Genomic DNA, 25,523 nt, shown 5'->3' on the forward strand with positions numbered 1-25,523 from the left:
TTTTTTAGTCTTTACAACCATTTTTTGTTATTTCGTATTTTTTATAAACTTTATCGCTTAAAGATACAACATTAGCTTCTTCATCAACACTTTGTTCTTCTCCAGTATCGATACTTTTATTTTCTTGCTTAGTGTTCTCATCTAAATTTAAAGCTAATTGAGAAGATTCAACTTTAGTAGGATCTTCAGAACTATCATTTGAATTTTCACCCAATAGGTCTTCACCTAATGTTGCTGCATGTTTATTTATATTGTTAGAAAATGTTTTATTAAATTCATTTCTATTTTGAGAAACTACAGATTGTTTAACTTTTTTTTCGTAAGAATACTCAAAAACCTTATTTTTACCTGCAGTATATCCTAATTTATAGGTTCTTTTATACAAAGGTACTGTATATCCTTCGAACATTACCATTTTTTCTAACTTAAAAAGACCGTAAATACTTTTTCCTGATGAATCTAGTGCTACAGATGAAGATATAAAATCTGGGTAATTCGTGTAAGCTTTTCCTCCTCTGTATGACTGAAACTTTTCTTTAAAAGAAGGTTTGGCCACGAAAGCTAATTGATTATTGCTACCTTTAAACATGTCTCCAACACTTATTCTTTTTATAACATCAATATTTCCAGATTCATGTCTAGCAAATTGATCTAAAAATTCACCATCTTGATGTATTAAGTCTATTTTATCGTAAAATGAGTTCATTTCAAAATTAAGACCTTCATCATTTAATATTTCATGAGGAATATGTGTAAAAAACTGGTTTAAATTTGCATTAAAACCTGATTGAGAATAAGAGTATTTAACTAAATCCGTAGCAAGTTTTTTTGTTTCTTCATTTTCATAAAGATTCATCCAAGCTCTGTAAATATTGTTTTGATATAATTGAGGCTTATCATTTGAATTTATACCTATAAAATTATAACCACCTCTTAATTCAATTTGTAATTCTTTTAATAAAAAATTATCAGTAGTTTCTTGAAGCTCTATAATTTTATTAGGAAGCTCTTCAAATAAATACTTAAAATTATCTTTGTTATCTTTCATCATACTAGAGCTAGACATCATGTATGAATACATTCCTTTCTCTACTGCTTTACCTAGCTTTTCACTAACAATGTATGCTTCTTTACTTAAAGCTTGAGAAACTACAGTCATAGCACTTTTAGCTCCTGTTGTTCCTGACAATACAATTTTACTATTTTCCAATACTCTCTCTGGAAAATAAAGTGCTTGTTCTCTAAAAGTTCCTAAAGATGTTCCTGCAAATTTACTTTCATAGTTTTTAATAAACCCAACGTCTTTAACTTTTTGTATTTTATTTATAGCAACTTTCATTGCTACTGGAGATCCTCCTGCACCTTTTGCGTCAGTTTTAGCAGCTAATACTCCGTCAGTCCATTTTGTAGCTGCAGATTCATGAAATTCAAATGAATTTAACACAATTGAATCTAAAAGTAAATTTTCTTTTCCTTCTATTCTGTCTTCAAAATCTTTATTAGTTAAAGTGTCAAGCTTTAGTCTAGATTTTTCATTTTCTTTAATATTGTACTTCTCTCTTAAGAACTCATAAGGAGTAGCACTAGATTCAGATCCGTCTTTATTTGTAATTTTTAAACGATTTCCAGTAATACTTTTTTCTCTATTTTTAAGTTCAATAAGCTCAGCTAAAATTGGCTGACCAATGTATCTGTTTACAGTTTTCATTGGTACACCTGCTCTAATTAACATAAACGTAACGTTTGCTGTAAATCCATTATGATTACCTCTTGTTACATAAGCATCTTTAGCTATATCAACATATGCGTTTAAGTATTGTGACAAGACTTGAGTTATACTTTTACCCTCTACCTTTCTATCCATAAAAGTAACTGTTTTACCATCTTCTTTGAATCTATTACCTAGTCCTAAATCAGCTTTTATTGAAATATTAAGAGTTTGATTAGCTACGTTGTCAACTAATTGATTTGCCGTAAGACCTACACCTGTAGTTCCAGACATGTAGTTCATTTTAGTTTTTAATTGAGTTAATGGTGAAAATAATTCTAAATTTTCGTAAACAGCTTCCGGAAACAGACCCTTAATTCCTTTCTTTTTATTTCCAGCAATATCATCCTGAAGAGCACCGCCATCAATAGATGTCATCATGTTGTCATAAGTAAGAGGGCTTTGAAGTACATCTGTATAAAGACTAACTACTTTGTTTTGAGCAATTAATTTATTAACATTCTTTTTTCCTTTGTAGAACTTTTTGTTCTCATCATTTAGTATCTCGAATGTTCCTTCTTTTTTATTATACATAAGGTTTGGTCCCATTATGTACATTTTGTCAATATCAAAATCTGATCCCGTTTTAGATGGTATTCCATCGTAACCTATTATACTATCACCCATTGATGCAGGTAATATACCTACTATCTCAAGAGTGTCATTAGATGCCATACCTTGATTAGGTATTCTATATCCAACTAATTCTCTTACTTTAGGGTCCCTAAATAGTTTTAACCAATCATCAGAAGTCATGCTGTCTATATCTTTTCCAGACTCTCTAAGTATCTTTATTGCCAAAGTATGAGGAATCATAACTTGACCTGGAAGAGTTTGACCATTTTCACCTGCTCTTGGAGGAAGTAATCCTTTTCCGTTATATCTTTCAGATACAATTTTAATGCTAGATTTTTTTGATTCTTTAACTTTAACTTCACTTAAACTACCGTTTTCATTATTAAACCCAAAAGAATCCATTAAGATTTTACTTAAAAATTCATAAGTTTTAGGAGCTTTATTTTTAAGATCAGCTAATCCGGTTCCAAAGCCGTCTTCAGGAAATACTAATTCTTTATTGCTTGATATTAATTTTTTAATATCACTAGTAATAACTTTTTTATTTTCCTCTAAATTATCATCTGACATAAATGCATTTGCATTATTTGTAGGATGAACTTTAGTTGCTATTCCAAATGCATTTTCTAATGGTCTTATTTGTGCTTGACCTCCAGTCCCTTTTCTATCTGTATTGTCACCAAATACATATATTTTTTCAGGATTATTTATTAAATCTTTTGTTGAATATCTTTTAACTACTTCAACTATTGGTGCTTTGTATTTTTTTTCAATTGATTCAAATCCAAATGGAGAAACCTGTATAAAGCTACCTCCTTCAGTAGCAATCTTAGTTGTAGCTCTATTAAATACTGACATTAATATACTATCGATTCTTCCTCTAATTTGAGGAATAGAATCAAAAGGAGTTCTTTTCTCTAAAGCAGTTATAATATTTTCGTTACCACCTCTTTCTTGAAATTCAGCTATTATTACTCTATACAAAGAGTCTTTATCAGTAATTTGATCATTAGCATTTATTCCTAACTTTTCTTTTACCTCTGACGCCCCAATATTTACTAAGTCTGAAAGAGAGTCATGAATTTTTTGTAGTAATAATGCTCCTGTAATTTTATCTTCTTCCCCAAAAACTTGATATTCTGCAGTTTTATCAAAACCTTCAAGAATATTTTTTTGAATTTGAGTTCCTATATTTGTTTCGTGCATTGTTTTAACAGGAAGATCTTGTTGAAGTTTCCATCCTTTATTAGACATTTCGTTTGAATTCAATTCAAATTCATCTGCCAATTGAGTAGATTCTCCATCATTAATCTTCGTAGGTGCAATACCTCCTACCTTTATTCCATCAGATGTTACAACTTCGTGAACTTCATCTGCTTCTGAAACTTCATATTTAACTCTTCCTTTAGAGTCAATACTTGTTGGGCCTTGCATTTTATCTAACAGTCTTTTCATAGGAGTACTTTGAACCATTGATGGTATTAGTACTGCCTGTGAATACTTTAAATAAGTTGGAACACCTTTATTTATATCAAAATAAACTCCTTTAAGAGGCTGCGCTGCAAGTTTTAATTCGTCATTTTCTAGTTCTTGTCCAGTTTGCATCTTTTTAAAAGCACTATCATGTTTAATAGTCCATTGCCCAAGTCTTTTCTTAAGAAATCTCCATCTACGTGGAGTTATCCAGCCCTGAGCATCAGTAGTGTTTACTTCTTCATATGCTTCTGCAATTGATTTATCTTTTAATGATCTTTTTATTTCGTCTACATATTGAGATGCAACTTCAACATTTTGAACAACAGCTAAGTTAAATCTCATGTCGTCTCTGCTTTCTAATGCTAATTGTAGTCCATCACTGTAAGTTGCAGGAACTCTTTTCATAAAATCTGCATTATTTTTAAAGTAAGCAGGATCTCCTGTAAACATTTTAGTATATTCAATACTAGCAACCAAACCATTTACTAAGTAGTCTCCGGCCATTGCATAAGTTCCTCCTTGAGTAGAATATTTGTCAATTAGTTTTCTTTCAACTTTACTATTAGCTAGCATTTCATCTAACTTACTTTTTGTTTCTTGTAATCTATCTAAAAGTGATTGTCTAACGATTTCAGATATTCCATCTCTTTGAGTTTGAGATAATCCTTCAGTGTTTTTGTATAAAAGAGGTTTTCCTTTTTTGTCGTATAATAAATTACCTACAGTTGCTGAAACTGTACCTGGATTCAATCCTGGAAACAATTGAGATTTTAAGCCATTCTCTGCACCTAAGTGATAATGCTCTACTTTTTGATCATTAGGTAAATTATCCATATCTCTGGCAACCTGTATCATTCTATTGTATTCGTCTGAAAAATAGTCTATAAAAATATCAACTGTTCTTTGAGGTATAATAGCTTTTCCATCTTTACCTCTGTTGTTAATTCTACTGTCTACAAATTCAAAACCTGATAACTCTATTCTTCTTGCTTTGTCTGCGGCAATAATAGTAGGAAACATTGATTTTCCTCCTTTAAACTTACCTTTTAACATTTTTGATAAATTGTCATTTATCTGATCATTAAGAGTTATAGATTTATTATCTACACCGTCATTTTTTCCTTTGGAAGTAAAAGAATTTGCTAACCCATATTGTAATGCGTCAAGTCTTTTTGTTGACAAAGCTTCTTTTTCATCTTTGTTATCTGTTATTTCAGAAGCTGTCAAGTATTTAATCCATCTAGAGTTTGCATTTATTGGCAACAAAGCAAGCTCTTCTAATTTACTAGGATCCTCTTTCCATTCATTTATTTTATTTGATACGTAAGTAGGATTAGAGTAAGCGAAAAACATTTTACCATCACTTGTAAGTATATTTGATTCAGATATATCTAGCTCTCTTAAAGCTACTGCTTGAGCTAACTTTTTAATGCTCGGCTGATCTCTAAACGGATTTATTCCATTTAACCCGTCTCCATTGAAATTTTTTGGTTTTCCCTTTCCGTCAGAAGTTAAAATACTTCCATCTATCAAGTATTCTATTGATTCAAATAATTTTGTTACAGTACTTAATTGCTTATCGTTTCCACCATTTAGTAAAATTAATTTATTAATATCTGAAGTTTTTAAATCAAATATTCCTAATTTTCTAATAGACTTAAACAAACTTTTAGCAGCGTCATTGTAAGCGTCGTTAATTAACTTTTGATCCCCTCCTGCAAGCTGAAGTAAGTCTTTAAGTTCAATAAATGCTGCATCAGATTCTTCTTTTATTTTTGAAATCTCTCTAAATCCATCTTTGTTAATTCTAGCTTTTTTACCATCTTCTAGAAAAAGGTTTTGAAATCTAATTCCCCATCTATCTAATATTTGAGATTCTCTACTATTTGTTGAAGTAGCATTGTAAACAGTGTAAGATGAATTTTCTTTGTCAAATTCAGTTACATAGTAATTTAATTTAGTTTTGTTAAAAGCTTGTACAAATTCAGCTACATTTTCTATTCCACCATCTTCCTCGTTGTACATTGCATCAAGCTTGTTTAATAAATCTTGAGCCCAAGGTTGATCATCTACTAATGAGTTTACAACCGTTTTCATCTTTGAATAAGTAGAGGTAATTCCTTCATTCCTTTCTTCCGAAACTTTATCAGCTAATAATGGTTGTAGCACTTCCCATACTTCACTAAAATCTTCAAATACAATTGTTCCTAAAAATTTAGATCTTACAACTTCTTTTTTACCCGTATCTTCATTTAACTTTCTAGATAATAATTGAGATAAAAGTATTTTAGTATTAATAGTTGCAGTTGACTTAGCATTAACAGTCATAGATTCGGCTATATTTAATCCACCATCTTTATCTTCTTCTGCTACTTCCCCAACCACATTTCCTTCATCATCAACAATATTTTCTAAATACTTTCTTCCAAGAGCGTCTAGATTTACTATTAATTCATTTTTAAAGTCTTCTTTAAATAGTTCAACTTTATTTATTCTTCTAGTAAGACCTCTTCTTTCAAGACTTCCTTCAGGATATTTTTCTATTGTTTGATCTTTGTAGCTTTGTATAGATTTCTCTATAACTTTCATTAACTTAGATTCTCCTTTCTTAGTTTTAATTTTATTAAAAGAATCAATACCACCTTGTTCAACAAAGTCAAATAAAAAGTATTTTGATATTTCTTTAATTTCAATAGGAGAAAAAGAACCTCTAAGACCTTTTTTGTTTACTAAAAAACGAGTTTCATCTAGTAGTTCAAAATAATATTGAGTTGTACCAGGTATATTAAATAACTCAGGCTCACCATTATCTAGAGTTTTCCCAGTTTTAGGAACATCTTCTCCAGGCTCCGCATTGTACTTTTTCTCCCAGTCTCCAAATTTGTCTTTAAAATCAGAGCCTATTAATTTTGAATAATAAAGATCTGCTTCTTTTGTTGTCTTAAATATCTCTAATAGTTTTGCGTAAAGTTTAGCTGGCTTACCATTAGTTTTATTATGTATTGTACAATTTGTCATGTTATTATTTTTTTGAAGAAACACATTTAATTTCAGGTTCTCCCTCGTTTAATTTATCAACTTCTTTAGTAGCTTTAGCGCTTATATCAGAACCCATTTTTATTTCATTGTTAGACATTTTAGCATCTAAAAGTGCATCTTCTTCTTCTTCAGTTAGTTCTCTTTCTAGCTCTTTTTTAGGCTCAGTCTTTTCTTCTTTTTCTTCTGAAGATACTAAATGAGTTTCTCTAACAGATTGTCCTTTAGGCTGTGAATATACGTCATTATTTCCCGCTGAACTAATATCGGTATCACCAACTATTGTTTCTTCATCAAATTGAATGTTTTTTTCTGTTGATTTAGGTTCTAAAGCTTTTTGAGCTAAAACTAGTCCTTCTAAAAAAGCTTGATCAATTAACTGATTAGTATTGTGTGTAAAGTTTTTATACTCCATTAATTTTTTAGCAGCTTTAGATTCAGAGTTTTGCTTAAAGCTTGATACAACAAGTTTTTTCATTAATCCTAAACTATCAGCAGCCTTCATTTGAGCTACAGTTCCTTTTCCTCTTATTTTAGTTCCTGATCCACCTGCTTTGATATATTTGTCATAAGTTGTTTTATCAAAACTTCCTGATTTGTTAGACTGGTAAGCATGCTCAACACTTCCGTAACTTCTATTTTCCCATGTAAATTTTCTAGGAGCTAAGTTGGATAATATTTTTGTAGAACTTTTAGATTCAGCTTGACCCCAATACACATTTATAGTTTCTTTCTTAACAGTATTATCTTTTGTCTTATTTAAAGCAGCTAAATCTTCTCTTTTTAAAAAAGCATCAGTAAGTATATTCTTTAATTTTTGAGCATCTAATTTACTTAGTTTATTTATATCATTCTTTAACCAAGCTATAAACTTCTTAAACCATGTCCAAGCTTCACCTTTTTGTTCTAAAGATTGTTCACCAATGGCTTGCACTAAAGCCTCCTCAGAGCCCCATTTCTTAACAGCCTCCTTCACTAAAGGAGACTCTCTATTCCAAGCTACATAGTGGTGTGCGTACTCGTGATATACAGTATCATCTGACATTTTAGATTTATCAAACAAAACAGTCATAGCATCAATATTTGCTTGACCCTTTATGTTTCCTTTTTTATCTTTTTGAAGTAATACTTCTTGTTTTGCTTTTTCTTGAGATAAATCTATTTCATTCCAAGTGTTTCCATGTTCATCAGTTATTTCATTTACTTTATAATTCTTTTTAAGTATATTAGCTACTTTATTAGTGTAAAATCCTTCTATAGGTTTAAGTTTGTCTAAACCTTGAGTTTTAAAGTTGTTAATTTCTTTTTCATTAACATTAAGCTCCATAAATGAATACATCTCTTCACCTACATCTAAATTTTGTTTTTTTACATCTCTTATAGCTTCTTCTTTAGTTTTAAAAGAATTAATTATTCCTGAAATAGATTTATCTTTTTTAAGAGTTATGTGATATTTATCATCATTATTTAATCTTTCAATTTCATTAGCCATGCTCTCAAGCCCCTCTACTTTAGCAGCAGTTTCACCTGTAGGAAATAATACTTTTTCATATCCTTTTTTAACACTGTCTTGTACAATAGATTGCACAAAGAAATTAACCCAATTACCTTTTTTATTTAGTATTTGTAGGAAATTGTTTTCTTCTACTTTAGTTAAAATCTCTTTTGGAGGATTTTCTCCAAAATCTACATCAGCAACTTCCTGTAAAGCTAAAGATTTTTTATCTCTACCTTTTTGAAATAAATCAGATTGTACTTCTAGTATTCTACGGGTTTTTACAGATTTTTTATTAAAATTCTCACTAGCTTTTTTAGATGCGCTTATGAACTCTTCTTGAGTTATTTCGACCCCATTTTTTAAAAACTCTTTAAATGAGTACTCTTCATCAAATTCTTGAATAGTTTCATAAAAATCATTACCTAATTTAAATGAGTTACTGTCAGATTGACTTTCAACTTCATTTGTTAAACTTCCAGTAGAAGTTTTAGATGTTTGGTTCCCAAAAGACGCATCATCACTTCTAAACCATCCTATACCATTATCAGTGCTAAATTCACCATGACCTTTAATATTAGGTACAATTAACGGTGTGGAAAGCTCATTCTCTGTGTAATTAGTACCACCTGGAACTGTTAGGTTAGAGTAGTGTTGAGTATTTAAAAATTCTAAATTATCTACTTCTTTTAAAGCCTCACCTTCTGTAGAATGTTCTGAGATTAAATCACCTGCTATATTATAAATAACATACTTACTGTTTTCTTTTTTTACTTTTGTAAAAGGCTGTCTTTTACTTTCTTTAGCAGTATTAACCTCAACAGCAAAACTATTATCAGATAATAAAGCTGCAACTATCTCTTCTCTAATATTAATATCAGAGAGTTTTCCTTCTCTGCCATAATTCAATACAATATTATTTTTATCTAATATAATTTGCTTTTGTTCTTTAGGCACTTGAAGCTCTGTAAGAATCTTGTTTAAATCCCAACCGTTCTTTTTTCCTTTAGCAAAAACTTGCTTAGCTTTATCTGAAGACAGTATACTTACAGATTTTAATCTATAGTTTAATGAATTCATTTCTTCCTGGTTCATGATAACTTTATTATCACCAACTTCAAATGATTTACCGTCTTGAGTAAAACCTACTTTAATTTCAGGATACAACTCTTTCATTTTCTTAAGAGAATCTTCTTGAGCTTCACTAAGACTATCTTTAATAACAGGAGTTTCTACTTTAGGATCTTCTTTCTTAGATTTTTTATATGAACTAAGATCAAGAGTAGTAGTTACTACTCCTTCATCATCCACACTTAAATTCTTTGTTGTTTTTTTAGACTCAGCTGTTACAGGGTTCATGTATAATTGAACACTTCTTCCTACCATATCTCCTCTATCTGCTCTTCTTCTTGTGTTGGTGAATAAAGAACCATCAGTTGTAGCATCAGTACTTATAAGCTTGTTGTCTAATACATATTTCTTATAATCGTTATTTGTATTCCATCTGTCAAGATTAAATTGTCTTCTTTTGTTATTAAGTAAAAAATAAACTAATTTGTCGTAAGAAAAGTCTTCAGTTCTTTCTTTTTCCTCTTTAGTAGTGTTGTTAAATATTAAGTCACCTTGTGGAGTAAAAAATATTTCAGAAGTTTTATTCTCTGTTCTTGCGTCTACATATATGAATGAATCAATAAGATCACTTAATAATGGATCTTTATATCCTTTATCTAGCATCTCTATTTCTGGACCCATGTTTTCACGTACAGCATCTTGAAGTTCTTGATCTAATTCAGATAAAGGTATACCAGTAGTAGGTGTTAATCCTTTAAAATCTTCATCCGATTGGCCTTCTTCTAATTCTTTTCCAACTCTAGATTCTTTAGCTTTAGATTGAACTTCAAGTAAAAGTTTAGCTAAAATATCAGCTTGTGCTTCGGTGTTTCTTTTTAAATTAAGTCTTAATGCAAAAGGTTTTCCATTTGCTTTTTTAACTTTTAAAAACATACCACCTCTATAAGACATTTTATTTCCAGAACTACTTCCATCAAGAACTATAGCTCTGTTTCCTAATTCTTTATCTGGTTCTTTAAAAGTATCCATTAAGAAACCACCTCTATTAGTTGCTAATAATTTAATGTTAGATATTTTTCCACCTATTTGTCTTAAGTCTAGTAAAGAATTCTCAGGAGTAGTTCTTTCTTCAGTGTCTGAATCCATTTGTAATTCTCCACCACTATGAAGACCTACTGTTGCGGTAACATCTTCTCCTTCTAGTAATTTAGTTATAATTATTTCTCTTTGAGATCCATAACCTCTTTTATAATTGTTTATTTTCTCTAAAGAATCATTTGGATTAGGCTTAGTTGGTAGATAGCTAAATACTTTACTGTGCTCAGTATGAGTAGTTTTAATCGGCAAGTTGTCTATAATACTTTGAGGAATTTTATCTCCTTTTTTAAGCTTTTTAAAAGCACTTATAGCATCATTTTGTGCTTTACCAAGATTTTGATCAATCTCTATTGTTGTGTATCTAAATTCTTGACCAACTCTGCTTTCGGCACTTGATATATATTCATCATAAGCTGCTATAAGGTTTGTTTTTACTCCATTAACTGTTCTTGATATCTTGTCTAAAATAGACATATAGTCTCCTCTACCAATCTCTTTGTCGTCTAATTTTTCAGAAGCATCAATCTGTTGTTTAGTTATAATAGGATCTTCATTTGCATTTTCATCTTCGATGACATTATCTATTTCAGTACTAGTTTGATTACTAGCAACTGTTTCATCGTTATTTTCATCTAAAGCTTTTTTCTCTTTTTCAGCTCTAATTACTGCTTCTTTTTCTCTAGAAGCATCCTCACCTATTCGTGTCTTTAACTCTTTAATTTTAGCATCAACACTATCTTTCATTTCTTTCTTTTCAACATCAGAAAGGTATTCTATTTCTTTTTCAAGAGTTTTTTTAACCGACTCTAAAGAAATAACAGCTTTTTCTTTGTCAACTATTTCTTCATAATCTTTTATTTGACGTTTTAAAGTTTCTTGACTCTGCAGTCTAATACCTTCTTCAGACTTTTGAAAAGCCATGTCCTCAACATTAATAGCAATGCTTTCTTCAGCTACATGTTCTTGCTCAAGCGCAGCTAACAAATCGTTTTTATACAACTTGTTATAAGATTTTTCTAAAGCAATATCGTTTTCTTTTTTTAACTTTCTTTCTTCTTTTCCTTCTTCTTCTAAATTTGACTCTTTATTTTCTTTAGTTTGTTTTCTAGTTGCTAGCTCGTAAATTTTAAAAAGTCTTTCGTTTCTATCTATAGCTTCTTGTATAAATCCTTTTCTTTGCTTAGATCCGTTTTCTTTTTCTTCTCTTAATCTTTCTTTTAAGCCTTCTTTTCTTCTACGTAATACCTGGCCTTTCTCTCTTAATTCTAATTTCTTATATAAAGATTCAGATGCTTTTTCCTTGAAGTTAACTCTTGCATTATTTCTTATTTTTTGAACATCTGCTGAATTCTTATCACGCCTACTGTATAGTTCTTTGTTCTCCATTTCCAACCTAGATAATCTAGATGAAGTAGCTGGAGAATAATTATCTCTATTTTTTAAATAAATATCTCTTATTTCTATTGCTTTATTTTGTAATTCCGGAGCTGATTGAGCTGCTAATTCAGGGCTAAATTCATCGCCTGTTTGCTCTTCAAAGCTCTTAAGATCTTCTTCAGACATTTCAGAAACTAATCCTATAGTTTCATAGAATTGGTCAAACTTGTCATTCTCTAAAGCTTCAGTTGCAAGATTCATCATTGATTCGTTTATGATCTGATCTCGTAACACTTTAGAACCTTTTTCGTCAGAATTGTTAAGATGTTGAAACATTAAAGAAACTTGCTTAGACTTGTTTGTTAAGTGGTCAGCGTATGAATCACCCAAGTTCTTTTCATATTCTTTTCTATCTTTAGATTGTAAAGCATTGTTTAGCCCACCACCGACAGCTTGAAATAAATTACCACCAAGTCCTCCAAAAAAAGCAGAAGTAAGCATTTCCTCACTACCCATAGCTTCTGACATTTTTTTATCGTACTTTTCTTGAGTTATATATCCAACATCCAAGTCAGATTTAAGCTTAGCTTGTTCCGATATTAAATACTGATAAGACTCTTCTGCTCCTTCTCCAAAAAATGTTGATGCAATTGCCGCAGTTTTTCTTTGCCAAGGTTTCCATGCTGATTTCAAACCTTGTTTTGCAGCGTTTTCACTTACACTTACCATTTTCTTTGAAATAGGATTAAAAACTTTACCTATAGCTAAGTACTGAGGTATATCTTGAAGTAACATTGCCCATCCTTTTTTCCAGTTCATAGAAGCAGCATTACTAGCTATTCTTGTAGCTTCTTCTTCTGTGTATTTTTCTCCAGTCTTGTTATCTATTTCAGACAACTTTTTAGCTTTCATGCTTTTAAAAGTACCATGAGCTTCCATGGAGTTTTCAATATTTCTAGAAAGAACCGCTTGAGAAATACCATTAGTCATCCATTGACTTTTAGTACCCATTTGTTCAGCCATACCTTTAGCTTTTCTTAAAGTTCTAAGTCCTTTACTGGCTCCAATTCCTTTACCTATTAAAGATAGTGCTTTCATTGCACCCATTGTTGGCGCAAGCATAGATATTGTAGAAAATGCTGATACACCGTTACCAAACCACCAACCTGAGTCAGCCATTTTTCCAAATCCTTCAGCGCTAGGATCTTGATGTATTGCAAAGTTTTTTTGAGTTCCTTCACGAATTCCTTGTCCGAATTCAGTTATAAAGTTTCCCCATTCTTTTTCATCTCCTTTCATGATATCAATTACAGATCCTAAATCCATAACGTATCCTAATCCTTCAATACTTCCACCAAAAGCTTCGCCTACAACTCCTTGGGCTAAAAAATTACCAGCTTGTTCAAAAAATCCTTGTTTATCAGATCTTTGTTGATCAAGAACACCTCTATCAGATCCTTCAGGTATAAATATATCAGGACCTAATGTATCTCTATAATCTTCTAAATCAATATTTATAGCTTTGTCTTCTATTCTTCTACCTTTAGATTTATAAATATTAAGATTTCCTTCTTTTTGTTTTTTTATAACACTATCCCATTTAGATCCTTCTTTTTTCTCAGGAGTTACTGGATCTGTGTTATCTTCAGGAACTACAGCTGCTGATTCTTTATCTTCAACATCTAAGTCTATAGTTTTAGTTTCTTTTAAAGATTGATTCTTAACTATATTGTCGTATTTATTTGGAATATCCATGTATTTTTATTTTTATTTTTTTGAGTTTTCCAATGCTTCCATAAATTCTTCAACTTCTCTCTTCAAAGCTACTGCAAATTCTTGCTCACTTTTTAAATCTGAATTTCCGTCAAACTCCATTTGTTGACCAAAAAGAGTTCCGCTGTATGTTCCGTCTTCATTTTTAGAAAAAGTTACTTGATCTGTTTTTGTTCCGTCAGGAAGTTGAACTTCTAATTGTCCGCTACTACTAGACCTAAAGAAAGCTTGCTTAATAGCAGGCATATACATTAAATTAGCAAGACCTATTTCTCCCTTAAGTGATTGATCACCGTCTGAAGAAGAATATAAATCTTCATAAAGATCTTTCATTATTGTTTTGTCTCCACTTGCGTCAATCTGAACAGTAAAAGATTTTGACGGATCTGATTTCATTCTTATAACAAGTTGATTGTATAAAGCGCCTTCTTGAGTGTATCCATCATTTGTAAAAGATTTTAGTACTTCAAATCCTCCTTCTTCTCCCATTATATCTGTAAACTCTTTAGTTTCCATAACATCAGCTAATGTTTGATCTTTTCTACCAGCAATTGCAACATTACTAGGATTCATATTTTCAACATTCATATCAGAGTAAGTAGCGTATTTAGATCCAGAGTACTTACTTGAAGAAGGAGCTTGAATAACAGTGTATGGAGCCGCCTTGTTGTCAGCATCTAAATTATTTTGAATTGCTTCCTTCCTTGCTTCATCAGTTCTTTGCACTCCTATATCAAAATCATAAGTAGGATTATCCGCACCCCTAACTCCATGTCTAGAAGCAAGCATTCTTTTTGCTTCATTTTGAATAATTTTATTGTATCTTTCTACACCTTTTTTACTTGTGTCGTTTTTGTATTTTTCCCAACCAAAACCAAGCTCACCTTCTCCTGTTCCGCTTTTTACATTGTACTTTTCTTCAACAAGCTTAACTGCGTCTTCATTGTATTCTTGCAAAAGAAGATCAGCCTTAACTATTGCTTTATCATTTTTACTTAAATTTTTTAGTGCCTCTTCATTTAGCTGAGTTAAATATGAATTAGTATTATCGTAACCTACTTTTGAATTAGTATAATCATTTTTTAATTTTATATATCCTTTATCTGAATTTATTTCTTCTTGCGACATTCCTGCTTCAACTAACTCTGCTTTTTTTGCTTTTAAGTCAGACTCAAGTGTTTGAAGACCCATGCCGTAATCGTCGTTTAATTTTTGAATTTCATCTAAATTATTTGCTTTTATGTTTAAATATTCTCCTTTACGGAATGCATAAAGCTTAGCCATCTTTTTTTCATCATAACCGTTATTCCACATTTTTTTCTTAACGGCATCTTGTAAAAGCTTATCTGTTAATTTAGTAGTCTTTGTAGCTCCCATAAATCCAAATCCAGCCATTTTTTTAGCATATCTAGACTCTCCTGGAACATACTGATAAGATGAAGTTGGATTACCATTCCTGTCTTTTCCTTCAACATCCTTAAAACTACCAAAATCTAATGGATTACCTTCTTCTCCGTCAAAAAAAGACTGCTGTTTTAAGTGATTTATTAAATCAGGGTTTGTTTCTGAAGAGTTTTTAATAGAAGCCATTACAGTGTTATAGTCTTTACCTTTAATTTCTTTTGTTCTAACTGCTTCGTAAAAAGCAGGAAGTCCTCCAGTCTCAATTATACCTATAGCTCTCTTAGATACTTGTCCTGCAACCCTCTTGATAGCTTCGTCTATTAGCTTGTCTTCATCAAACTTATCAGATAGCTCTGCACCTGAAAAAGAATTAAATGAACCATCTTCATTTTGAGTTCCTTCAAAATTAGAAACTTGTGCTTGGGCCCATTTTTGAGCATCTGCCGATGAATAACCGCCTTGTCTTTCTTTTTTAGTTGCTAAAGCATTTACATATTGCCCTACTTTTTTCTTGTTGGCCATAGCATTTCCTACAAATCCATCAGAACCCATTTCCTGAGTAGTTTCGTTTCTTAATCCTCTTAGCTTATTAAACTGACTTCTATTAACGCCTCCTGATATTACTTCATCAGATAATGAAGAAGCTCTATCTTTAAAAGAATTTATAGTAGATGTTGCTCTTTCTGAGTCTTTATCTAATACGTCTGAACTTAATTGTCCAAATTTATCAGCTTGATTAAGAATGTCATCTTCCATTTTTTGTTTAGCCAAAGGAACTGCCATTATCTCATTGATATCTAAAGGTTTAAAAGATGAAGTGCTAATATTTGAGGTTCTTCCTGCCATAATATTGTAAATGTATTAAAAATATTTTAATTTTTTATTATTTTTTTAGCCTTTTTTAGACTTATTCTTTTTTTCTAAAAGTCTTGCAAGTTTTTTTCTTGCTTTTTCATCAGCTATTGATTGTAAGTGTTCTCCTCGTTCGTTGTAAGACATTCCCATCATTTCAGGATACTTCTTAAGCAACTCCTCTTTTCCTACTCCCCCAAGGTCATTACCTATTTGTGAAAGTAACTTACTTTTATTAGTTCTGTATGCTGCCTGCTGTTCTAAATTTAAACTAGTCTCTTGATTAGACTGACCCATGTTAGTTTTATCAATATTTGCATCAAATTGTTGACCTTTTCTATTGTCTTGTCTATTCTCTCCAGTAGCCTTTTGATAAGCATTCGATAAGTTTCTTGAAGCATTTCTCTCAGAACCTAATAAAGATGCTCTAGCAGAGCTCGCTGATCCTCCTGAAGAAGATAAGATAGCATCCTTGTTTATGTTAGCTGCATTTTGAGCTGCATTTTGCATGCCTCTTTCGTCAACTCTTTGAGGATTGTATTTATTTGTCAATCTATCTAATCCAACTTGTCCGGGTTTCTTTAATCCTGCAAGTTGTGCTGCATTCATAGCTGCTGGTGCATATCTAAGTAGCTCAGCATAATTCTTACCACTACCTATTTTTCCTTTAACATCAGGAGTATCTTGAGGTAATACAGCTTTTGATTTCATTTCTTTATTGTAAGATTTATTATCTGTACTCATTTTTGCTAAATCTGTAATAGGTTTTGCACTATCTAATCCAAATGAACTAGGATCCATAATTGTTTTTTGAGCCTCTCTATTAGCTAACGGTTGACCTCTTCTAGATTTATTCATGAATGAATCATTTTCATCCATAAAATTCATACCTGTTGGAGGAACCATTGGGTCTGCATGAATTTCTCCTCCATGAACGTATTTGTTCATCTTACCACCTTTCTTGTAGTTATTAGATGCTGCATTGTGATCTGCAAAAGAGTTGTTTACTCTAGCTGTTTGTGCATCTTTTTTATCATTACTACCACCCATAAAACTTGTTATTCCTCCAAAAGCACCTCCAACTATTGCTCCGGGAACTCCTGCAACCGAAGCGCCTTTAGCAGCTCCTGAAACAGCTCCCATTGCTGTAGTTCCAGCTACTGAAGGAACATCTGGTGCGGCACTTGCTCCACTAGTATCAATACCTGTATCTCCAAATGCAGTATTACCCATTTCAAGCAAAGAGCCTGCAGCTCCTAACATATCCATAGTTCCTCCACCTTTGTATTTATTGGCCAGTTGCTCAGCGCCTGACGGCACTGCACCTTCGGCGTTCTCCGAGGGAGAACTTTCAGCTGTCGCTCCTTCTTTTCCGTGAGAAGCTCCATCCATCATAGAACCGTCTGGCATTTTATGCTGTGGTTTAGATTTAGACTCTTGAGCAGCTTTAACATGTTCTTGAGCTTTTTGTAGTCTACCTTGTAATTCGTTTAAAGTAGCTACATCTTCAGGGCTATTTCTATCCTTAAATTTCTTAGCAATTATTGCACTAGCTTCAGAGAAAGACTTACCTTTAACGTATGTTGGTAAATTAAACTTAGACATTATGTTCATATTGTATTCTTTAGATTGTTGTGTTTATTTCTTTTAATTAGTCAATTGAAATTTCGTTAGAAAAGATGTAGTCGTTCCACTTAGTTTCTCCTTCTTCTACTAAATTAGGTTTTCCATTAGCTCCTGTTCCTTGAGGGATTCCTCCGTTAGGATTTTGAGCGTGAGTTCCACCTCCTTCAAATATTGTTACTAAATCTTTAGCACTTGTTCCTGTCCCTAGAGAACCACCTTGTTTTAATTTATTTTTATTTTTAATATTATCAAAATACTCTTTAAATACACTTCTATAGTTTTTAATAGTTTTTTTTATTTCTTCTTCAGTAATGTATCCCATTGCATAATCTCTTAATATAGGCTGCACGATTTCATGAGTATCAAATTCCATTTGGTCAGGATCATCATAGTTTTCCCTTTGTCCTTTTTTTGTAAAAAAGGGTTTTTTAACATAAGAGTCAATAAAATCTTTAATTACACTTTTACCTTCTGATTTTTGTTTATACCCATGAGCAAGTTCATCAATAATTTGCTCTTTTCTATTTATATTTATATTATTTGTAATTGGATTGTAGTAGGAATTTCCTTTATTATCTTTTATGTTTATCTTTGAGTTACCACTTAGTTCGCTTAATCTCAACATCCTTTTAAGTGAAACTTTATTTAAACTGTCAATTTGATTTTTTGTGTAAATTCCTTCTTTTTTTGAAGATTTATTACGCTTATGTTCACCTGTTAATGAACTGTTAGCAAAATCTCTAAGATGTGATATTGATTTTTCATCTAAACCACTTAAATCTTCATTACCATTAAGGTTGTCTATATAGTCTGTTACGCTTTTTACATTTTTATCAGATACTTTTCCTTTTTCTTTAGGTATATCACCAGGATCATTTAGGTTACCTCCTTTTTCAAAATCATTAGATTCTTCGTTGGTTCCGTTTAAATCAAGATCGTATATCATCTTGCTAGGATTTTCAGGCGTTTCTCTTATTTCATCTCCATCAGTTCTCATTGAAGGAGCTCTTCTTACTCTTGTATTGTCTATAGGTTGTTGAGAATATTCAGCTAAATCTTCTCTTGGGGAAGGATAAGAAGATTCTCTTTCCTGGTCGAAATCATTAATAGGATCCTCTTCGTTTTCTCTAGCAAAAGAATCAAAGTGTTCCTGAAAGTTTGATAAATATTCTTGTCCAGTTGCGTTTCCTTTACCTGGAACTTTAAATCCTTCTGGATCTTTTAAAAATCTCCTAGTATTTCCTGGTCCTAAAAAATGTACCAATGCTGATACTTGATTAGTATCGTAATCTGAACCGTATTCTTTTTTTAATTTATTTGCGTACTTTTCCCCGTAAGGATAGCCTTGAAGATTACCTTTTAAAGCTTTATCCATTATTTTCTCCTGAAGTTCAGGTCTATTTATGAACTCTCTCTTGCTAATACCACTCATTTCCGGATCATCCTTTATTAGGTTGAAAAGAAAATGATACTTACCTGCGGCGGAAGAATTAGTGTTGTTTAAAAACTTTCCACCACTAGATTCTATCATACCTATTGCATGCTTGAAAGCCTGAGCGTTAAACCCAGGCTTTTTTTTATTCTTTTTATTCTTTTTATCGTTGTCATTTTCAAACATAATACAAATATATGAAATAATGAATTAAATGTCAATATTCAGTGTCATACAGTGTTAATGCTGTGTGAAAAATATTGATATGTCATGTAAAATAAGCTTGTTACCTTCTGGGTTCTTAAATTCGAACTCAGCAAAGCCCCAGGCACTACGTACTCTATCTCTAGAGTTTTTGTCTCTAGGAAAATTAATCTTCCAATTTCTAAACTTTTTGAATACATTGCTTCTGTCAACAAGGTCAACTATCCCTGAATCCTGATAGTCATTATAAACTCTTACACCTGTAAGTCCTTTATTTAAAACTTCTAAACCGGTTAGATTGCTTGTTAACTCCATTTTGTAAGAAGCTGAATTTAAAATTATTTCATTTCCAGGAGGCGCAATATGCAGTGTCATTGAACTAGCATGATGAACTCCGTAAAAATGATTAGGTGATCCTTTAAAGTGCTCCCATAATTGAGAATTATCAGGAGATGTTGTTATCATTACCTTACCTTTGTTTATGTACCAGCTTGGAACATAATCGTAGTAACTAATAAATTCTCCAATCTTTTCATTAAAACCTAAAGTAAAACTATCGCCTGGCTGGTGAAATGAAAAATAAATATCTGAATTAACAGAGTTATAACCTACTGATACACCTGTTCCGTTTAAAGGATTGTCTTTTCTTAACTCAGAAGTGTTTATTCTATTTAATAAATCATAGTGAAACCCTTTTAAATCAGACAATCTGGTAACTCCTTTTGAACCAAGAGACATTATAGCGCTGTTATTAACATCTACATAATAGAATCCTTGTTCTGAAGCTATTACTCCCCATTTATTTAAACATCCTGAAGTTGTACTTTTGTAATTATAATCATGTAGCACTCCTCCAGTTCCTAATTCTAGTGATATTCCATCATTAGCCTGTACTTGTGCTCTAGGATTAATAGCTATGTGAGCTACTCCAGTATCTTGAAGACAGTATATTTCATCTTTTATATTTACAACCGCATTAATAGGTCCATACTTTCCGTCTAGATCCATTTTTTCATTTTCTAAAAAATCTGTCCAACTGTCAATAAATTCTCCAGGTATTTTTTCTTTTGAAGACATTAACCTTCCGTCAAATTCTTGAATCTTTTTAATTTTTGAACCTAAATCTATAGACTTTGATAAAGTAGGCTGTTGAGAATATACATTATTGTAAGATTGATACTCATCATACTTTGGTTGTTTTGTGTTATCCCATTCATTTAAAGACAAGTCGTCTCTATTTTTTAAATCAACAGTAGTTTCTACCTTTATACTAACAATCTCTGATATTAAATTGTATTGTGTAGATTTAATTTCAGTATTATCTTTAACTAGTTTTGTAAATGTAAACGTATTGATAAAAGTATCTCCTGGAGACTCTATTATAACGTTGTTTGTATTTATATCGTTATAACTTCCTACATCTATGTAGCTAGAGTTTCTTTTAGACTCATAACCCATTCCTCCATACATACTTCCTACGTATAGTTCGTTAGAGTTTTTTACAAATTCAGCCATAAGAACTCCGTTTCCTACTGTAATACCTGTGTTTGAATGAATATCTTCAATAGTTTCTCTGTTTTCTACAGGAAAACTAGAACTATCAGGTCCTTCAGCAAAAGTTATACATTTAGCTCCAATAGTGTTTACACCTTGTATATGAACTTCTGCATCATTATGAACATCGTCATCTTTTCTCCAGTCATCCATAAGCATTGTCTTAAGGTTGTTTGAATACCTTAGTTTACCATCATTATTGTATGAAGTAAAATCTGCACCAGTATTAGTTATTTCAGGTGTTCCGTAAATATCATATTCACGTAAATGTGAAGCTGTGCTATAAGTTCCAAGAAACTCTCTAAAAACTTGATGTGTTGCATGACTATTGTCTCCATTTGTAGGTCCAAAAAATCCTATATCAGATAAATAACCAGGATTATTTCCAGTTATTTTTTTAGCATTTACTCCTGGTGTTTTGTTTGTTATTCCATCAAGAAACTTCATTGCATAGTCATCTACTCCTGTTATAGGGTTTGTCTCTGTAGACCAATTTGCAGAATAACTTTGTTCAACCAGTCCTAATACTCTTAATTTAAAACTAGAATCTATTTGATTATCTCTAAACAATACATCAGGACTAAAAAACTGCATAAGTCTACTATGTTGGAAATTTTGAGCTCTCCAATCTTCAGGGGGTGCAGATTTAAAACCTTCTATTGAATTACCATATGAATCAGTTGAATCACTTTCACTCTTAGAAGCTAAATCATAATAGTCAATGCATTTAATAAAAGGAATGTTAGAGCTAAACATTCTAGTCATAGACGGTATAATATCTGAAGTTGTAGAATCTACAGCATCTTGTCTTTCTTGATATGTTGTCAATTTATTTGTTGAAACAAAATTAGCAACCATAGGATTAATAAATCCTTGAGCATATATAGTTTGATCTGTTAAAGTTCTGTCAGCTCGAATTACTTTGTATCCAACGGGAATGTCATCTTCAGTTTTAAAGTTATTTGAATCAGACAACCAAGTATAAAAATTAGGAGTTAAAGTCATACGAAGTTGATTGTAAGATCCGGTTAAATTACCTTCTGGAGCTTTTAAATCCATAACCCATTTAGGTTCAGAAGTTTGTCCTAATCTATTGTAAAACTTTACACCAACTCTGTATATTTCCCTATCTTTTAAAAACTTCTTATCTTCGTAATTTGAAACTGGTGACTGAATAAGTTCAATTTCTACAAATTTTCCTGAAGCTCCTTTTGTGCTTCCGTTTGATTTATATTTGTAAGTTTCGTAATCTGCATTAATTGCATCATTGTTTAAGGCTAGTGAAAATGTTGTTCCACTTACTATAGATTCAGATCCACTAATTTGACCATAAGAATTAACGTAAGCATTGTCAAGTACTTTACAAACCGATGAAGAGTTAAAAGAAAAAGCTCTACAGTCTAATTCTACATCAAAAGGTTGTTCTATAATATTTATTGGAAACAATCTATTGTCTTTAGTTGCAATGTGTCTAGGAACAATTGGGTTAGATCCTAAAAATATGTAAGACTCTATAGAAACAGAAGTACCTTTTAACCCGTCATCTGTAATTCTTAATGAGTTAAAGTTATCTATTTCTTTATCAGCAATAACTTTTATTTCAGGGTCCTGATTATAAGAAGTGTATTTTACTGAGTATATTTTTATGTGAGTAAACTTGTTATCAATAGTAGGAATATTTAATCTAACAGACCTTCCAAGAACTTCATTTACTTTTCCTCCTCCAAGCCCATCTCCTTTGTCTATGGAAATTAGTTCTGATAAAGGTGAAGGAGCTGTTTGAGAGCCGTTAAGTATGTAAAGTCCATAAGAATATTGAATCATACCAGAAGTGTGAGAACCTCCTCCAATAACGCCCTCAATTACAGGCTGAGATAAAGAGTAAGGACTTACAACATCGATAGCACTTGGATCTACATCAACCAGTTCGATAGAGTCACCGTTTGATTTTTTTTGTCTAATATTAAAATACCTGAGTTGATGTATACCATCGACGAAATATATTTTTTGTATAATTGAATTTTCATAGTTATAAAGTATTTGTACTAAGTTCTCTTTTGATAAAGACAAGTCAGCAATGTAAAGTAATTCTAAATCAAAATTACTGTCGTTTAAATTAGTAAGTTCCCAAAAACAATCAAAGCCATTACCGTCTGTTGATATAATTAAGGCTGAGTCCCTAAGATCTTTTGTTCCTATAATTTCTTGAGTACCTGATGTTTTTCCGTAATAAGATTTCTCTATAGGACATCTGGGAATTGTAGTTGAAGTAGTTTCGTACACAAGCGATTTAATAACACTTGAAACAGTATATTCTATACTTGTTGCTGATATGTTAATAGAAGGCGTAGGAATAGCAAAAACTAACTCATTTCCAACCTCATTAGTAACAGCGAATGTACTCTTTTGGTCGGTAGAAAGAATTCTTATGTTTTTTGCGTTAAAGTATTTTTTACCTTGCTTATCGCTAGACAAATCTTTTGACATTCCAGTCGGACTTGATACATGTTGTTTTATCATTAGTGTATTTTTAAGTGTTCCTGGTTACCTAAGAATTCAAATCTTTTTGAAAATTCAGTTGCACTTGGTATTAATTGAACAATTGTGTTTGTCAAAGTTTCCATTTCATCTAAACTAGGAAGCTTTATATTTGCATCTGCTTGAGCAACGTTAAAACAGTAATCTGTTTCAGCTTTATCTAATTTCCTGTCAGATACAAGCTCCATGTCGTTCAATATGTCAAACCACTTCCATTTTATATAGCTTTCGACACATCTAAGCAATGTTTCGTTGTCTAATATTAAAGGATAGCACTCCTCGTCTACTGCAATAGCTTTGTAGATTAATTCAATCGTACCTTTTTCAAAGTTTAAACTAACATACTTGCTATTTAAAGAATAAGTGTTATCACTTCTAGATGGAGCGCTTGATCCGGATCCAAAAAATTCTTGAGAAATATCTTCACTTGTCTGTAAAGGAACTGGCCCTCTACCTCCGTCGGTTCTAGCTATTCCTTCAACCTTTATAATATCTATTGGTTTTAACGCTCTGTAATTTGATACATTTAAAACTTCTCTACGATTTACATACAAAGACGGAGCGTCAAGTATTCTTAAAACTTGAATAGCATTGTCTACAATAAATTCGTAATTAAGATCCTTCATTAAAGGGTTTCTTAAAAGCCTGTCAGCTATCATTTTAATACTTACTAAATTTCCTGTGCTTGCCATAATTATATTTTTTGATAAGTTTCTTTAAATACTTCTGGTTTACAAGGGTAGCAGCTTCTTTCTTTATCAAATGGTTCTTTAATTATAAAGTCATTTACACTTACTTTCATTGTCCCTTCGCTTGTTATTATGTTAGGATATTTTAGTTTATTGTCAATATTTTTTTTACCAATAAATGCTTCACATTCTTTGTAATTATCTCCATCAAACTGTATAGCTTCTACTTCTATTGGTCTTTTTCTAAATCTTGCCATTTTGTTTTTATTTGTTTTTAAAATAGTCTTGTGGTTATGCTTCCACATGAATATACTTTTTTAAAGGGTTTCTCTTGTTACCAAGCTGCAGCATGCATATTTCCCTAAGCCGAAGCATTTTTTTTACTAGACTATTATTTTATAAATGCGTCTATACGTCCTGCAAAAATAGATTTAGAAAGATCCCTCTTAAGTGTTCTATTAAATTTCATTTTGTATATACTCTTGTTTTTAAAATTAGCTTTAGATGTTCTGTAAAATATTCTAAAAGTATGACCATCGGTGTGCTCGTTAGTATATCTTATTTTAGTTTTCTTTTCCTTTGCAAAATCACTTTCAGCCCAAAGCTCTCTTGTTGCTTTCCAGTTTACAGGCAGATTATTTATCACCTTTCCTTCCTCATCTAGTTTAACTTCAGTTTTAATTTTTCTTAATTCAATTTTACCAGTTCTTAAAGGCATAAAGTATTCAGCTCCTTTTGTAGATATTCTTTCTCTTACATGGTTGTTAAATTCTCTTAATACAACTCCGTATTTAGCTCTAGAAATATGAGTGCAATCAGTTTCTTTTATAAAATGTTTATAATAGTCTGAGTTACCAAAGTCTGCTTTTATTCTATGTATTCTTTTATCTTCTGTCATCTGTTGAATCGTTTTTATCGTCTACAGGAATATTTAAAGTTCTGGTTAGCTCTCTAACAATTAGATCTACAATAGTATCTGTCATTGCTGATTCACAAGGATATTCAACATCCCACTCATCAATTGAGCTATCATATCCACATTTATATGGTAATGCTTTTCCTGGATTTTCAAATACATCTACTATTCTAATTTTTTTTAAGAACTTATGCTCATCGTTGTTAGAAATTATAATTAATTTTCCTTCAGAATCTACTGCGCAATAAGTTATGTTTTTTAAATATTTATTTTCAAATAAGTAAGGAATTCTTTCAATTGCAACTACACTTAAAGATATTGCACTTCCATCTTCTTTTCTAACAAGTAAAGGTCCTTCTTTTCCTTTAACTTTAATTGATGATGGAATTGAAACTGTTGAAAGAATTTTTCCAGCACAAGAATAACCACTCACTTTGTCAACTAAAGAGAGTGTTAGACATAATTCTTGTTTACTGCTTGCTGGTATTTTCCAAGCACTTTTAGAGTACTGTTGCTTAAACAGCATACTTCTTTTTGTATCTATAAAAGAACTAAGTAATTCTTCGTTAATTCGTGAATCATCACTTTGTATGTTTAGCTTCTCTAAAGCTTGATATATAATTTCTCTTTTAGTCATG

Annotated in this window: 10 protein-coding genes; all 10 read right to left on the reverse strand. The window is 31.4% G+C overall.

The annotated features are described in order from the left end of the window. Positions 1-4: 4 nt before the first annotated feature. The 10 genes from ACJAX4_RS00090 to ACJAX4_RS00135 all read right to left on the reverse strand — a co-directional run bounded on the left by ACJAX4_RS00090 (position 5) and on the right by ACJAX4_RS00135 (position 25,522). The gene (locus ACJAX4_RS00090; protein WP_435787413.1) at positions 5-6,862 is read right to left on the reverse strand and encodes a hypothetical protein; all 6,858 of its coding nucleotides are present in this window, start codon (positions 6,860-6,862) and stop codon (positions 5-7) included. Further along, the gene (locus ACJAX4_RS00095; protein WP_435787414.1) at positions 6,843-13,652 is read right to left on the reverse strand and encodes a hypothetical protein; all 6,810 of its coding nucleotides are present in this window, start codon (positions 13,650-13,652) and stop codon (positions 6,843-6,845) included. The genes ACJAX4_RS00090 and ACJAX4_RS00095 overlap by 20 nt, the downstream gene beginning before the upstream one ends. Before the next feature lie 12 nt (positions 13,653-13,664). Next, a complete protein-coding gene (locus ACJAX4_RS00100; protein WP_435787415.1) occupies positions 13,665-15,920 on the reverse strand; it encodes a hypothetical protein in 2,256 nt (751 codons plus the stop codon). Positions 15,921-15,965: 45 nt separating this feature from the next. Next, complete coding sequence (locus ACJAX4_RS00105; protein ID WP_435787416.1) at positions 15,966-17,540, reverse strand: hypothetical protein; 1,575 nt, start codon at positions 17,538-17,540, stop codon at positions 15,966-15,968. A gap of 37 nt (positions 17,541-17,577) precedes the next feature. After that, positions 17,578-19,083: a hypothetical protein gene (locus tag ACJAX4_RS00110; RefSeq protein WP_435787417.1), complete on the reverse strand. Its 1,506-nt coding sequence runs from the start codon at positions 19,081-19,083 to the stop codon at positions 17,578-17,580. A 141-nt stretch (positions 19,084-19,224) separates the two neighbouring features. Further along, positions 19,225-23,262 (reverse strand): hypothetical protein, encoded by a 4,038-nt coding sequence (locus ACJAX4_RS00115; protein ID WP_435787418.1) that lies wholly within the window; start codon positions 23,260-23,262, stop codon positions 19,225-19,227. After that, a complete protein-coding gene (locus ACJAX4_RS00120; protein WP_435787419.1) occupies positions 23,262-23,972 on the reverse strand; it encodes a hypothetical protein in 711 nt (236 codons plus the stop codon). The genes ACJAX4_RS00115 and ACJAX4_RS00120 overlap by 1 nt, the downstream gene beginning before the upstream one ends. 2 nt (positions 23,973-23,974) lie before the next feature. Next, positions 23,975-24,274, reverse strand: a complete 300-nt coding sequence (locus tag ACJAX4_RS00125) for a hypothetical protein (RefSeq protein ID WP_435787420.1) — start codon at positions 24,272-24,274, stop codon at positions 23,975-23,977. Positions 24,275-24,360: 86 nt separating this feature from the next. Continuing rightward, positions 24,361-24,867, reverse strand: coding sequence for a hypothetical protein (locus ACJAX4_RS00130; RefSeq protein ID WP_435787421.1), 507 nt, complete (start codon positions 24,865-24,867; stop codon positions 24,361-24,363). Beyond that, the gene (locus ACJAX4_RS00135) at positions 24,854-25,522 is read right to left on the reverse strand and encodes a hypothetical protein (protein WP_435787422.1); all 669 of its coding nucleotides are present in this window, start codon (positions 25,520-25,522) and stop codon (positions 24,854-24,856) included. The genes ACJAX4_RS00130 and ACJAX4_RS00135 overlap by 14 nt, the downstream gene beginning before the upstream one ends. Between the last annotated feature and the right edge of the window lies 1 nt (position 25,523).

Origin of the sequence: Clostridium sp. (assembly GCF_051278035.1) — a bacterium.
GTDB lineage: Bacteria > Bacillota > Clostridia > Clostridiales > Clostridiaceae > Clostridium_AD.